Source organism: Flavobacterium sp. P1_E4, assembly GCF_056405915.1.
Genome location: NZ_JBFUBE010000029.1, coordinates 1 through 13,649, shown reverse-complemented (window position 1 = coordinate 13,649; position 13,649 = coordinate 1). Strand labels below are relative to the sequence as shown.

The following is a 13,649-nucleotide window of genomic DNA, read 5'->3' as shown; positions in this document are numbered from 1 at the left end:
TTCTGTTGGTTTGGTAATCTTTGTTTGAAGTTTTAACAGATTACAAAATGTGATACAATCGATTATGATTATGAATGAGGTGTGAAATGTATTTTGGTTTGGAAATTATACGATTTATTGCATACAAATAAATCCAAAATAGTGTAGGTGTAATTAAATTTGTGTTTCAAAGTCACAGCTATTTTAAACAGCATTGGCAATTTATTTCCTAAATAATTAGGACAATGGTAATTTGTTTTCCTTAATAATAATTCTAAATGTTGTGTAAAAAGGAACAAAAAACAACCGCAAATTCGCAAATTATTAAGCATCGAATGCTTGCAATAATTTGCGAATTTGCGGTTTAATAATGTATAAAAGATAACTCTGCTTATCGAATCGCTTTGACAAACTCTCCAATTTTTCCGGTTCCATTTTCTTTTAAATGGGTGATAAATGCACTTCCGATGATTGCTCCTTTGGCATATTGTGTGGCTTGATTAAAAGTTTCCGCATTATTGATTCCAAAACCTACTACTTGTGGATTTCTAAGATTCATATCCCCAATGCGTTTGAAATAGGTTTCCTGAGTGTTTCCAAAACCAGTTTGTGAACCCGTTACACTCGCTGAACTAACCATATAGATAAAACCGCCAGAAACACTGTCAATAAAACGAATGCGCTCTTCGGAAGTTTGTGGTGTAATTAAGAATACATTGATTAATCCGTATTTATCGAAAGTAGCTTTGTATTGTTCTGCGTATACATCTACTGGAAGATCTGGAATGATTAATCCATCGATGCCAATTTCTGAACATTTTTTACAGAAATTCTCCACTCCGTATTGTAGCATCGGATTGAAATAACCCATAATCACAAGCGGAATACTTACACTTTTGCGAATGTCTTTTAATTGGTCAAATAAAATTTGAGTGGTCATTCCGTTATGTAAAGCTTGTGTTGAACTTGCTTGGATTGTTGGACCATCGGCCAAAGGATCACTAAAAGGTAATCCTATTTCAATCATGTCGATACCGTTTTTTTCTAAATCCTGAATGATTTGCACGGTGTCGTTTAAGCTTGGATATCCCGCCGAAAAGTAGATGGAAAGTATCTTTTTGTCTTCTTGTAATTTTTGATTTATTCGATTCATTTTTAAAGTATTTTATCTTGGGATTTTAAATCCTATAGTTGTGTTTTTATGTTTTATTAATCGTTCAGTATTTTGCTTGTCCAGCCAGAAACGTGCTTTTCTACAAGCAGTAATCCAGATCCTGAATCTTTCATTTGGGCAATCAATTCTCCTTTGTTGTTCCAAAAAGAAGAACGGCCGCCGGATGGACATCCGTATGAATCTCCCCCAAAATTAGCCATCAGAACATTCATTTGGTATTGAGAAGCATAATTTTGTAAAGACTGATGCGCTTGCGGAATCCCATTTGGCGAAAAGAAAATACTGGCTATATAGGTTGAACTATTATTTTTGCTGGCATTTTCTGGGTGTTTCGGATTGTCGATATCGGCACAAATGGCACAGGAAATGCGTTCGTTTTCTATTTCCAGTATTGGATTATAATCGAAAGAGGGTTGGTAATAAATCTCTTCACCTGTATGTAAAAATTGTTTGGTGTATATGGAAACAGAATCGTTTGGAGCGATGCAAAATTCACCCAAAAACAAGTTTGATTCTATTCGAATTGGAGCTCCAGCGATGATAGTGATTTTATTTTCGGTGGCTAATTTTTTTAAATAATCCAATCGGGAATCATTTTCAGAAAAAGTCAAATCTGCGGCATCTTCTCTTTCATAACCCGTAATGGACAGTTCCGGAAATACTATTAGTTGCGCTCCGTTTGCGGCAGCCAATTTCACTAGACGATAATGTTCCAAAAGATTGGAATCAATATCTCTACGAATAGGGTTGGTTTGCGCCGCAGCTAAAATCATTTTTCCTTATTTTGTTTTGAATTTCCTTTTATTGTTTCTAAATGGCTGCACTATAAGCCCAAGCTTTTTGGTTGGATTGCAACAATACTTCAACGCGTTTGTAATGAAGTCCCTCATACAAATCTGCCTGATGGAGCTCTCTCATTGAGACATCATATAAAATTCCGCTGATGGTGTCATTGGAATCATTAGTTTCCATAATAATTGGATAATGTTCTATACCAAATTCCTCTTCGATTTGGATTTCATTTAATTCATAACCAATCAATGTTTCTGGAGTTCCTTGAAGAATACGTCCAAAAAGGTTTTCTTGGACATCTTGATCTCGTAAAGTACCGTAAGCGAATAATTTTTGCATAGATTCTTTTTTTTGGTTTAGTCAATAGTGGTTATTTTATGATTATGCAGTGTGCGCGTTAGGGATGGTAGTGGAGCTCTTTTTTGAGGCGATTTTTTTCGCCTCAAAAAAAGCGGGAACGTACAGCCCGACCCTTGGGAACGCCCAAACCCTTATTTTACAATTTGAAATAATCGATGTAATTGTCTAAATCTTTGTCACCACGACCCGAAAGGCTGATTACAACGATATCTGTTGGCTTGAATTTTTTCTGATCTAAAACTGCAAAAGCATGTGCACTTTCGATGGCTGGAATAATTCCTTCTAATTTGGTTAGCTGTAAACCTGCGTTCATGGCTTCATCATCAGTTACTGAAAAGAATTCTCCACGGCCAGTTTGTGCCAAATGAGCATGCATAGGACCAACTCCTGGATAATCAAGGCCCGCAGAAATCGAGTACGGTTCTGTAATTTGACCATCGGGAGTTTGCATCAATAGGGTTTTGCAACCGTGAATAATACCCACTTTTCCAAGTTTACTAGTCGCTGCACTATGACCGCTGTTTACGCCTTTTCCTGCAGCTTCAACAGCAATAATTCCGACTTCGGGTTCGTGTAAAAAGTGATAATAGGTTCCTGCGGCATTGCTTCCTCCACCTATACAAGCGACAACATAATCTGGGTTTTCGCGCCCTTCTTTTTCTTTAAGTTGCCATTTGATTTCTTCGGAAATGATACTTTGAAAACGGGTAACCATATCCGGATAAGGATGTGGCCCAATAGCAGATCCGATGATATAATGCGTGTCTACAGGGTTGTTGATCCAATCACGAATTGCTTCGTTGGTTGCGTCTTTCAGCGTTCGGGATCCAGAAAGAGCTGGACGAACTTCGGCGCCTAGCATTTTCATACGGGCAACGTTTGGTGCTTGACGTGCAATGTCGATTTCGCCCATGTACACAATGCAATCCATACCCATCAAGGCACAAACGGTAGCTGTTGCTACTCCATGCTGTCCCGCGCCAGTTTCAGCAATGATTCGCTTTTTGCCCAAACGTTTTGCAACTAATATCTGTCCAATTGTGTTGTTGACTTTGTGTGCGCCTGTATGATTTAAGTCTTCTCTTTTTAGATAGATTTTGGTATTGTATTTTTCAGAAAGCCTTTTGGCAAAATACAATGGGCTTGGACGGCCCACATAATCTTTGAGCAGTTGGTCAAACTCAGCTTTAAATTCTGGTTCTGCTGTGATTTCTAAATATTTCTGGCGTAATTCTTCTACATTTGGATATAACATTTCAGGAATGTAGGCACCTCCAAATTCTCCGTAATAGCCTTTTTCGTTGACGTTGTATGACATTTTAAATTTTTTTATTTGTTTTCAGTAGAGATGCGATTAATCGCGTCTGTACATAATGATGTGTTTTTTAATCCTGGTTCAATTTCAAATTTACTGTTTATGTCAATGGCATAAAGGGGTAAATTGGTTTTTGAAATTTCTTTTATCGAATCCAATTCGGCAATTCCAATTCCTCCGCTTAGGAAGAAAGGTTTTGTCGATGGATAATTTTCTAATATTCGCCAATCGAAAGTTGTTCCGTTTCCGCCAGGAAGTTTTCCTTTGGTGTCAAAAAGGAAATAATCACAAACCGATTCGTATGGTTTTAAAACGCTGAAATCAAAATTTTCGTCTGCTGAAAAAACTTTGATGATTTCAATGGAAGTACCAAATTTAGTTTTTAATTCCGAACAAAATTCAACCGATTCCTGACCGTGTAATTGGACAGCCTGTAAATCGTATTTCGTTACTTTTTCTTCAATTACAGAAATACTTTCATTGACAAAAACCCCAGTTTTTCGAATTGATTTTGGTAATTCGGGCATATCTCCATCAAAATAGCGAGCCGATTTTTGCCAAAAAATAAATCCCATATAATCGGGTAGGAGCGAGCCTACTTCGAGCATATTGTCGGGGTATTTCATTCCGCAGATTTTGAGTTTCATTTGATTTACCGTTAAGACGCTAAGGCGCCATAAGTTAATATTTGTGTTTTATTTATAATTTACTAATAAATTCCGTTGCTGCTTTTCCGGCGTTATCTGTTTTCATAAAGTTTTCTCCAATAAGAAATCCTTTGTAACCATATGGTTTCAGTTCGTTAATAGCTTCAATGGAACTGATCCCACTTTCTGAAACTTTTACAAAATCATTAGGAATTTTTGAAGCCAATTCTTTACTGAAATCTAAGCTTACTTCGAAAGTTTTTAGGTTTCTATTGTTCACGCCAATCATGTCCAATGTTGGCATAATCGATTTTTCCAATTCCTCAAGATTGTGTACTTCTAGTAATACTTCAAGTCCTAGTTTTTTTGCAAATTCAGATAATGATTTGATTTCTTCTCTTGTCAAAACGGCTGCGATAAGCAAAATCAAATCGGCTCCGTGGGCTTTGGCTTCCAGGATTTGGTATTCATCCACAATGAATTCTTTTCGCAAAAGCGGAATATTTACCGAGGCTCTAGCCAAAAGTAAATCGTCCAATGAACCGCCAAAATACTTTCCGTCCGTCAAAACCGAAATCCCGCAAGCACCGGCACTTTCATATCCTTTAACTACTTCTTCAACAGTAAAACTTTGATTGATAATTGACTTTGAAGGAGAACGACGTTTGTGTTCTGCAATGATTCCAGAGTTACTGTTTCTTAAATTTTGGCTTAAAGAAATGGTCTCTTTTCCAAAAAAAACTGAAGCTTCCAATTGCGAAACCGGAATGATGGATTTCTTTAGAACAACTTCTCTTTTTTTGTCAACTATAATTTTATCTAAAATATTCATTTTTATTTATTTTCTTTTAATGACTAACATTTGGTTTCCATTTTTCTGAAATTCATAGTCAGAAGATGCAATGGTTACATCGAAATCAGATTTAAAATGGGTAATAATACCTTCTAAAACTTCTGATTTTGTTGCGTTCAAATTCAATATCGGAAATATTCTTATTTCTTTGCAAATTCTCAGCATTTCGGTAATCGATTGAATGTGGAAGTCCAATCCTAATTGCGAATACAGAATCAAAAAATGGGAACTTAAACCCAAATCAAATTCTAGAGTATCATATTTTGTTGAATTTGGTAACTCGTGGTAAATATATCTTCGTTGTTCTTTTCCCAATTCAAAGTCATTAACAAAATTAGACATTGCCCCCATACGAATCTGCTCCAATTCATCTACATTTTTAATGCTTTTCCAAACGAATTTTTCCTGGTTCGCTCTCATTTGTTCCATAACCGTTTCTTTTGTTTCTTCAATTCGTTGCTTTAATTCAGCTTTTGTGAATTGATAAATTGGATCTAATGAAACTACTTTTTTGTTAAGTAGCCTCATCTCCGAATTGAAACTTGCTGGACCATCACCAAAACTGATAATTCTTTTATTCAAATCGTAATTAGTAAGCTTGAACATTTTGATATATTCTTCTAAACTTCGGCCCCACGGAACTATATTTTTTAATTCAAAAGCCATGATTTTAGTCTTTGCTGAATTCTTTCAATTTATTTAAAGCCAAAAGCCCTTTTCCTGAAAACAAACTTTCTTTCGCCAGTTCAAAACCTTCCAGTGGTGTGCATTTAGTAACCGTTGCAATTGCAATTCCGGCATTGGCACAAACCACATTGTTTTGAGCTTCGTTTCCTTGTCCGGAGATTATATTCATAAACATTTCTGCCGATTCATCGATAGTTTTTCCGCCTTCAATTTCGCTTTGTTCCAAAAGGCTAACACCAAAATCGATAGGATTTAGAATTCCTTCTTTGGTGCTGGTTATAATTTTTGTAGGTCCCGTCAAAGAAACTTCGTCATAACCATCCAACGAATGTAAAATCGTAAAATTTACATCGGTATTTTGATATAAATAGCCATACATCCTAGCCAATTCGAGATTGAAAACACCCACCAATTGGTTTTTTGGAAAAGATGGATTTACCATTGGTCCCAACATGTTGAAGAAAGTTTTAACACCCAATTCTTTTCGGATTGGACCAACATTTTTCATTGCCGGGTGAAACAAAGGCGCATGTAAAATGGCAATCCCGGCTTTGTCGATGCATTTTTCGATAAAAGCACTGTCGTTACTGAATTTTACTCCCAGTTTTTCCATCACGTTACTGGAACCCGAAATAGACGATACTCCGTAATTACCATGTTTGGCCACTTTGATTCCGGCACCAGCGGCTACAAAAGAGGCTAAAGTCGAAATATTGAAAGTGTCTTTTCCGTCACCACCTGTACCGCATAAATCGATAGTATTGTAATCGGATAAATCTACTCGAATGCACAATTCCAAAAGCGCTTCCCTAAATCCCGCCAATTCTTCGATACTGATGCTTCGCATCATATATACGGTCAAAAAGGCAGAAATCTGACTTGGATTGTAATTCCCGCTGGAAATATTTACCAATACATTTTTGGCTTCTTCTTTGGAGAGAATTTCGTGGTTGATTAATCTATTTAATATGTTTTTCATTTCTTTATATAGATGCTAAGATTCTGAGTGACTAAGTTTCTAAGTTTTTTATTTCTAAATTTGTCTGCTAATTAACTACTGAAAACTGCCTGCTTTTTTCAATGTTCATTTCCCTGATAAATCCACATTGGTTCTGTATTTCCGGTACGCTCAAAACCATTTTTTTTATAAAAATCTACAGCTTTTCCATCGGCGGTTAACATTTGCATATGGAAGTGACTGTATTTCTCCTGCATTTTGTCAACAATCATTTTTCCAATTCCTTTCCCTTGATATTCCGGAAGTACTAATAAATGAGGATAATACACGGTTAAATGTCCATCGGAAATAGCGTTCCCAAGTCCGACTAATTTTTTGTCTTCCCAAGCCGTAATTAATGTTTCGGAATTCAACAATCCATTGTATAATTGCGTTGGTTTCTGTGCGGAACTCCATTCGTTTGCTTTGTAAAGAATTAATATGTCATCAACGTTTATGTCTCTTGTATCGGAAATTTGTATGTTCATTTCGAGTTATATTTTCTTTTTATTTTTAGACATGTATTTCAAATAGTCAACAATTTCCTGAGATTGTTGGTTTGTAATTCCTAATGTTGGCATTTTAACTTTGTTTCTGAAAGACGCCGGATCTACGATATAATCAACCAATTCATTTTCTTTCCAATACTCGGTTACGCTTTTGGGATAATTTAATTCAGGTCCCATTTCGCCTCCAATTCCATTTATCGCATGACAAGTGATACACTGTTTCTGAAATAATGCAAAACCTTTCATTGCTTTTTCATCGTCTTTTGGTTGTAAGGCTTCGATGTTTTTATTTTTCGATTCAAAGTGAAATTTTATAACATTATAAGGCCATTTGTATTCTTGGTCTTCCGTTGGAGCCGATGTATAAACTAAATAAAATGGGTCAGCATTCATCTCGTTTCCATTTTTGACAATCTTTTCCCAATTGGAACCTTTTGGAGCATCGACATCTTTGAAAGCCAGAAAAGGGTTCGTTTTTAAAAACAATTCAAGAGGCATTTCAGGTTTATAACCATCAATACATTCAAAAACTATTAATGTATTTTTTATGTCAACTTTTGATAAATCAGTTTCATTTTTTAAAAGAAGCAATGCATTTACAGCATGATACTTCTTAGTTTTATGATAAACAGGATCGTTTACAATAGTGACAATAGTATCTTTTCCCAGTTTGTTTTTTGATTGTAAATCCACTAAATCCAAAACTATTTCAGGCTGGACATTAACTGTCGGCTCTAATTTTTGCTCCTTTTTCTGATTACAGGAAAGAAAGCAAAAAACAAAAAAGCATGAGAGTGTAAGATGGATTTTAACTGTTTTCATTTATTTAAGTCTTAAAGTTTAAAGGTCATAAAGTCAGAGGTCTTAATAGTTCTTTTGACTTAGTTCTTCACCCAATTTTCCAAAATCTTTTTTCCGTTGGGTGTTAAAACACTTTCCGGGTGAAATTGAACGCCTCTTACATCGTATGTTTTGTGTCTTAACGACATTACCTGACCATTTTCGTCAAATGAAGTAGCTTCTAATACATCTGGCAAATTGCTGTCAACTACCCAAGAATGGTAACGGCCTACTTCAAATTCTTTGCCCAAACCTTCAAACAAAAGTTCATCATCAACTACTGTTTTTACCGGTGTTGCAACTCCATGATACACTTTGTCTAAGTTAGAAAGCGTTCCTCCAAAAACTTCTCCTATGGCTTGTTGACCAAGACACACTCCGAAAATACTTTTGGTAGGTGCGTATTTTTGTATAACGGCTTTTAATAATCCAGCTTCATCAGGGATCCCTGGTCCAGGTGAAAGGAGAATTTTATCAAAATGCGCTATTTCATCTATGTCAAATTCATCGTTTCTGTAAACGGTAACTTCGCAATCTAAATCTTCCAGATAATGCACTAAATTATAAGTGAAACTATCGTAATTGTCTATGACTAGTATTTTTTTCATTTTGTTTATCTTTCTTCGTGTCTCTTTTTTCTTTTTTTAAATAGTTTCTGCTAAATCCAACGCTTTATTCAACGCCAGTAATTTATTGTAAACTTCCTGCATTTCACTTTCTTCATCAGAACTGGCCACAATTCCGGCTCCTGCTTGGGAATGCAATTGGTGGTTTTTACTCAAGAAAGTTCGGATCATAATTGCATGGTTAAAGTTACCTTCAAAATCCATAAAACCGATTGCGCCTCCATAAAAATTTCGGTTTGTTTTTTCGTAATCTTCTATCAATTGCATTGCTCTGTGTTTAGGAGCTCCGCTCAAAGTTCCGGCAGGAAAAGTATCGGCAACAACTTGCATCGTAGTAGCTTTTTCATGTAAATGGCCAGTCACTTTGGAAACCAAGTGGATTACGTGTGAGAAAAATTGAACTTCTCGGTATTTTTCGACTTGCACCGCATGCCCGTGTCGGCTTAAATCATTTCGAGCCAAATCAACTAACATTACATGTTCACTATTTTCTTTTTTGTCTTCCGATAAATTTTTGGCAAGTACAGCATCTTTTTCGTCATCACCAGTTCTTTTGAATGTTCCCGCAATAGGATGGATTTCGGCTTTACGATTTTTTACAATAATCTGGGCTTCAGGTGAAGATCCAAAAATTTTGAAATCACCATAATCAAAAAAGAATAGGTAAGGGGATGGGTTGATACTTCTTAAGGCTCTGTAAACATTGAATTCATCACCTTTGAAACCTTGGGTAAATCTTCTGGACAAAACCAACTGAAATACATCACCACGGAAACAATGTTTTTTGGCCAAAGCCACATTTTGTTTGAATTCTTCATCGGTTAGATTCGAAAAACCTTCACCTTCTTTGGAAAATTTATATGAAGCTATGTTTCTGGATTGTAACAATTGCTCAATTTCGGATATGTTATTTTTACCATCAAGGCTATGACAAAAAATGTATGCTTCGTTTTTGAAATGGTTGATGGCAATGATGTTTTGATAAACTGCATAATAGACATCGGGAATAGAATTGCTGTTTTCTTTTTTGGCAATGGTTACTTTTTCAAAATAACGGACTGCATCATAAGAAATGTATCCAAACAAGCCATTGTTGATGAATTTGAAATCTGTTTTATCAGATTGAAACTGACCTGAAAAAGTTTGAATGATTTCAGGAATATTAGTGTTTGCATCAATGGTAATTGTTTCCGAAGTACCATCAGGGTAGTTTTTGAAGATGGTTTCGTTTTCTATTTTTATTGAAGCAATTGGATTGCAGCAGATATAAGAAAAGCTATTGTCGTTTCCGTGATAGTCGCTACTTTCCAGTAATAAACTATTGGGAAATTTATCTCTTATTTTGAAATAGATACTCACTGGTGTTATTGTATCTGCCAGGATTTGTTTGTAGTTGGTTTGTAGTTTATATGTCTTCATGCTTTATGTTGCTTTTGATACAATGAATTTTTTTAAATTGTTTTTCCTAATTTTTTGAAATAAAAAAAGGCCTGTCGTGATGACAAGCCTTTTATATTTATAGTTCAAATAATACTATAGGAGCTTAGTTCACGACGACTGACGTAAATTGTTCCACCACCAAGTATTGTTTGTTATAGTTTTCATGTTTTGTTTTCTTATTCGCAAATATATAAATGATATTTGGTCTGACAAAAAGATTGAATTAAAAAAAAAGATATTTTTTTTTAATTTTTGTTAAATTGTTGAAGTTAGTAAACCAAAACCACATTTACCTCAAAATCATCATAAATGGTCTTATCTCCTAAATCATCAAAATAACTTCCTGAACCGTATTTTATGTCATATTTGGTTCGGTTGACGGTTAGTTCAGCGGTGGCTTTATTTGGACTTACAACCAAATCAAATTGAATGGAGTTTGTAATTCCTTTAATGGTCAAATCGGCGTTGATTAGGTAGGTATTATTCCCTTTGCTGGCAATACTCTTAAAGACTAAAGTTGAAGTTGTAAAATTATCAACACTAAAGAAATCTTCCGATCTTAAATGGCCTTCCAGTTTTGTTTTAGAATTTCCTGTTTGGTCTGTATTTGATAGTGTCTTCATGTCTGCAGTAAAACTACCACCACTAACTTTTTTGTCTTTGAAAATTAGATAACCATCCTTAAAGTTAATAGTTCCTTCGTGTTGGCCCGTTATTTTTTTCCCTTCCCATTTAATGATACTTTTGGAAACATCAATTTTATAGGTTTGTGAAATTCCTTGGTTAAAGGAAAACAGAATTAGTAAAACAATACTAAATGATTTTAAGTTTCTCATATTTCTAGTAATTAAGTTAATAAAACAATTAATGAAATGTAGGTTGATTTCATTTTGATAAAAAATATGAAATCGATTTGAAATGGAATCTTAAATAATAGCTAAGCTGTAATTGTAAATGACATATAAAGTTAATCCAAAAAAATCTATTTTACTTATTTTAAATATAATATTTTAAGGATTAGTGTTTTATGTTTTTTTGATCTGTTTAAATAAAAAAAGCCCGATACTACATATCAGGCTTTGTGTGTTTTAAGTTTATTGAAAACTAATTATTTTGAACTAGCAAAAAAGCTTGCGTTTCGGGCCCTAAAATCGGGTGATTTTTTGACATCAGACTGAAAGAATAATTCAATATTATTCAATTTTGTTGTTTCTAATGAGAATGTGTCACTATTGTACCAGTTTGATAGCTCTGGATTTACTGTAGCATTTTCGCTTTGGACAATACCGTTGCATCTGTTAATTTGTAAACCTTGAATGTTGATTTTTGCTAAATTGGCAGGTAGAACCCCAATTTTATTTTCGAGCAAAACACAACTGCTAAAGCCATCAATAATACTATTGTTGATATTGAAATAGCTTTTTTCTTTGATATAAACTGCTTCCCTTACCAGTCCTTGATTGTTATCTTCGGTATTTACCAATGTCATATTGTTAGCAGTAATCTTAGTAAGCTTTTTGCTTACGTCGGTATTTTCAATTTTATCGTAAGAATCAATTTCGAAACAACGCGAACCAGAAAAATCAGAAGAATAAGGATTTCTAATGGCTATACTGTTAGATATTGTACATTGAACTCCTTGTGTAAAATCAAAATCATCATCAGTCGCTCTAAACGAAATCAAGTTGTTGAAATTGACATCACCTCCATAACATTCGAACGAATCATCATTGGAGAAACTGATTTGAACAAAATCGATTTTCGTGCCTTTCCCAATTCCTGCCATTGACAAACCGTTCAATTCCTTGAGCGCATTTATTTTTCGACCGGAATATTCAATACGAACATATTTTAAAATACCAGAATTGCTGTTAGGATCCTGCCCACCATAATAACTAACGGCCGGGTCAAAGTTGAAATCTAAAAAACCAACACCGCCAATTTTATTAATAGGTGCTTCGCCAAGGATTACTATTCCGCCCCAATCTCCAGGTCTTCTTTCAGAGATATTATTGTTTGAAGTGAAAACTATTGGATAGGTAGCAGTGCCCTCTGCCATAATTTTACAGCCTTTGGTGATTACGAGAGTTCCACAAGATTCTTTATCTCCTCTAATAACTGTTCCGGGTTCTATGGTCAAAACCGCATTATTGGTTACATAAACTGTCCCTACTAATTGATAGGTATTGTTTCTTGTCAGTTTCATATCGGAGCTGATTGTGCCTGCCAATATTTGATTGACTTCATTATATTCTGTGGTTGCTGGCTTGAAATTGGTCCAATTGGCAAACCAGTTTGTGTCGCCAGTAATTCCTTTTATTTGTTGTGCATTCAGAGGTATAATCGAAAGAAAAATAATAATGACAACGAATAGTTTTTTTTTCATAACGCTAATGATTGTAGGTTTTGCAGTGTTTTTTGGTTCTTTATTTTTTTTCAAAAGTACCGCAACAATGTTTTTAGCGTATTTTCTTAATATTATTTATTTGTGACTTTTAAGTTAAGAAAATTCAGGATTAAGTAGAATTTGGATTTATTATAATTTTAAAAAAAATGCTCTTGTCTACCACAAAAGCAAATTCATATAATGTTTTTTGTTAGGGCATGACCACAAGGGTCAGGCTGTCCATTATATCTTTTCTTTTCCTAAAGAAGGAAAAGAAAAGGATGCCATTCCCATCCTTCATGCGATCCTGTTTTCGTCATAAGCATTTTGTGCAGAATTCAGTTTTTCCATAAAAAAAATACCCCCGACAAAAATGCCGAGGGTACTCTTTCCATTAAGGATTCTAAAATTAAAATTTCAAGTTCACTGTTAAGTCGAAATCATCGTAGATAGTTTTATCTCCTAAACCTTCGAAGAAACTTCCTGAACCGTATTTGATATCATATTTAGTTCTGTCAACTTTGAATGCTGTAGTAGCAGTATCTCCTTTTACAGTAATGTCAAAAGTAACAGGATTTGTTTTTCCTTTGATAGTTAAATCAGCTGTAACAGTATATACTCCATTTCCTTTTGTAGCAATAGTTTTAAATAATAAAGTAGATGTTGGGAATTTTTCAGTAGAAAAGAAATCCTCTGATTTCAAGTGGCCGTTTAATTTTCCTAGGTATTCACCTGTAAGATCTGTTGAAGTTAATGTTGGCATATCAACAGTGAAAGTTCCTCCAGTTAATGCATTTTTTTTGAAAACTAAAGCTCCACTTTTGATGGCTACAGTTCCAGAATGTTCACCAGTTACTTTTTTTCCAACCCAGTTGATTGTACTTTTTGAAACGTCTACTTTTTTAGTTTGTGCAGTTACTGTTAATGTAGATAATACTACTGCGAATGCCAATGCAATTGTTTTTAAATTTTTCATGTGTAATTTGTTTAATTTGATTTAATTGATTTTAATTTGAATTAGTAATTATTATAAAGTGATAAATA

Annotated in this window: 15 protein-coding genes; all 15 read right to left on the bottom strand. The window is 34.6% G+C overall.

All coding sequences use genetic code 11. The annotated features are described in order from the left end of the window. Positions 1-370 precede the first annotated feature (370 nt). The 15 genes from trpA to AC1DY0_RS17390 all read right to left on the bottom strand — a co-directional run bounded on the left by trpA (position 371) and on the right by AC1DY0_RS17390 (position 13,581). Positions 371-1,132 carry a tryptophan synthase subunit alpha gene (trpA, locus tag AC1DY0_RS17460; protein ID WP_477189866.1) on the bottom strand — a complete coding sequence of 254 codons (762 nt, stop codon included), beginning with the start codon at positions 1,130-1,132 and terminating at the stop codon, positions 371-373. 56 nt (positions 1,133-1,188) lie between these two features. Further along, positions 1,189-1,926 (bottom strand): carbon-nitrogen hydrolase family protein, encoded by a 738-nt coding sequence (locus AC1DY0_RS17455; protein ID WP_477189865.1) that lies wholly within the window; start codon positions 1,924-1,926, stop codon positions 1,189-1,191. A gap of 37 nt (positions 1,927-1,963) precedes the next feature. Further along, positions 1,964-2,284, bottom strand: a complete 321-nt coding sequence (locus AC1DY0_RS17450; protein ID WP_477189864.1) for a gamma-glutamylcyclotransferase family protein — start codon at positions 2,282-2,284, stop codon at positions 1,964-1,966. A 157-nt stretch (positions 2,285-2,441) separates the two neighbouring features. Next, on the bottom strand, positions 2,442-3,623 hold the full coding sequence (trpB, locus tag AC1DY0_RS17445) for a tryptophan synthase subunit beta (RefSeq protein ID WP_477189863.1): 1,182 nt from the start codon (positions 3,621-3,623) through the stop codon (positions 2,442-2,444). Positions 3,624-3,634: 11 nt separating this feature from the next. Then, positions 3,635-4,267 (bottom strand): phosphoribosylanthranilate isomerase, encoded by a 633-nt coding sequence (locus AC1DY0_RS17440; RefSeq protein WP_477189862.1) that lies wholly within the window; start codon positions 4,265-4,267, stop codon positions 3,635-3,637. A gap of 52 nt (positions 4,268-4,319) precedes the next feature. Further along, the gene (gene trpC / locus AC1DY0_RS17435; protein WP_477189861.1) at positions 4,320-5,099 is read right to left on the bottom strand and encodes an indole-3-glycerol phosphate synthase TrpC; all 780 of its coding nucleotides are present in this window, start codon (positions 5,097-5,099) and stop codon (positions 4,320-4,322) included. Between the two features lie 6 nt (positions 5,100-5,105). Next, positions 5,106-5,786, bottom strand: a complete 681-nt coding sequence (locus tag AC1DY0_RS17430) for a hypothetical protein (protein WP_477189860.1) — start codon at positions 5,784-5,786, stop codon at positions 5,106-5,108. A 4-nt stretch (positions 5,787-5,790) separates the two neighbouring features. Next, on the bottom strand, positions 5,791-6,786 hold the full coding sequence (gene trpD, locus AC1DY0_RS17425; protein WP_477189859.1) for an anthranilate phosphoribosyltransferase: 996 nt from the start codon (positions 6,784-6,786) through the stop codon (positions 5,791-5,793). A 98-nt stretch (positions 6,787-6,884) separates the two neighbouring features. Further along, on the bottom strand, positions 6,885-7,292 hold the full coding sequence (locus AC1DY0_RS17420) for a GNAT family N-acetyltransferase (RefSeq protein ID WP_477189858.1): 408 nt from the start codon (positions 7,290-7,292) through the stop codon (positions 6,885-6,887). Between the two features lie 6 nt (positions 7,293-7,298). Then, positions 7,299-8,135 carry a c-type cytochrome gene (locus tag AC1DY0_RS17415; protein WP_477189857.1) on the bottom strand — a complete coding sequence of 279 codons (837 nt, stop codon included), beginning with the start codon at positions 8,133-8,135 and terminating at the stop codon, positions 7,299-7,301. Between the two features lie 59 nt (positions 8,136-8,194). Next, on the bottom strand, positions 8,195-8,761 hold the full coding sequence (locus AC1DY0_RS17410) for an anthranilate synthase component II (protein WP_477189856.1): 567 nt from the start codon (positions 8,759-8,761) through the stop codon (positions 8,195-8,197). A 36-nt stretch (positions 8,762-8,797) separates the two neighbouring features. Further along, positions 8,798-10,198 carry an anthranilate synthase component I family protein gene (locus AC1DY0_RS17405; RefSeq protein WP_477189855.1) on the bottom strand — a complete coding sequence of 467 codons (1,401 nt, stop codon included), beginning with the start codon at positions 10,196-10,198 and terminating at the stop codon, positions 8,798-8,800. 290 nt (positions 10,199-10,488) lie between these two features. Then, on the bottom strand, positions 10,489-11,055 hold the full coding sequence (locus AC1DY0_RS17400) for a YceI family protein (RefSeq protein WP_477189854.1): 567 nt from the start codon (positions 11,053-11,055) through the stop codon (positions 10,489-10,491). Between the two features lie 272 nt (positions 11,056-11,327). Next, positions 11,328-12,605: a hypothetical protein gene (locus tag AC1DY0_RS17395; protein WP_477189853.1), complete on the bottom strand. Its 1,278-nt coding sequence runs from the start codon at positions 12,603-12,605 to the stop codon at positions 11,328-11,330. A gap of 409 nt (positions 12,606-13,014) precedes the next feature. Beyond that, complete coding sequence (locus AC1DY0_RS17390) at positions 13,015-13,581, bottom strand: YceI family protein (RefSeq protein WP_477189852.1); 567 nt, start codon at positions 13,579-13,581, stop codon at positions 13,015-13,017. Positions 13,582-13,649: the final 68 nt, after the last annotated feature.

Coding starts and splice junctions, on each gene's coding strand:
- trpB (WP_477189863.1), bottom strand. CDS start 3,623: ATGTCATACAACGTCAACGAAAAAGGCTATTACGGAGAATTTGGAGGT.
- trpA (WP_477189866.1), bottom strand. CDS start 1,132: ATGAATCGAATAAATCAAAAATTACAAGAAGACAAAAAGATACTTTCC.
- AC1DY0_RS17450 (WP_477189864.1), bottom strand. CDS start 2,284: ATGCAAAAATTATTCGCTTACGGTACTTTACGAGATCAAGATGTCCAA.
- AC1DY0_RS17390 (WP_477189852.1), bottom strand. CDS start 13,581: ATGAAAAATTTAAAAACAATTGCATTGGCATTCGCAGTAGTATTATCT.
- AC1DY0_RS17415 (WP_477189857.1), bottom strand. CDS start 8,135: ATGAAAACAGTTAAAATCCATCTTACACTCTCATGCTTTTTTGTTTTT.
- AC1DY0_RS17430 (WP_477189860.1), bottom strand. CDS start 5,786: ATGGCTTTTGAATTAAAAAATATAGTTCCGTGGGGCCGAAGTTTAGAA.
- trpD (WP_477189859.1), bottom strand. CDS start 6,786: ATGAAAAACATATTAAATAGATTAATCAACCACGAAATTCTCTCCAAA.
- AC1DY0_RS17395 (WP_477189853.1), bottom strand. CDS start 12,605: ATGAAAAAAAAACTATTCGTTGTCATTATTATTTTTCTTTCGATTATA.
- AC1DY0_RS17405 (WP_477189855.1), bottom strand. CDS start 10,198: ATGAAGACATATAAACTACAAACCAACTACAAACAAATCCTGGCAGAT.
- AC1DY0_RS17420 (WP_477189858.1), bottom strand. CDS start 7,292: ATGAACATACAAATTTCCGATACAAGAGACATAAACGTTGATGACATA.
- AC1DY0_RS17410 (WP_477189856.1), bottom strand. CDS start 8,761: ATGAAAAAAATACTAGTCATAGACAATTACGATAGTTTCACTTATAAT.
- trpC (WP_477189861.1), bottom strand. CDS start 5,099: ATGAATATTTTAGATAAAATTATAGTTGACAAAAAAAGAGAAGTTGTT.
- AC1DY0_RS17455 (WP_477189865.1), bottom strand. CDS start 1,926: ATGATTTTAGCTGCGGCGCAAACCAACCCTATTCGTAGAGATATTGAT.
- AC1DY0_RS17400 (WP_477189854.1), bottom strand. CDS start 11,055: ATGAGAAACTTAAAATCATTTAGTATTGTTTTACTAATTCTGTTTTCC.
- AC1DY0_RS17440 (WP_477189862.1), bottom strand. CDS start 4,267: ATGAAACTCAAAATCTGCGGAATGAAATACCCCGACAATATGCTCGAA.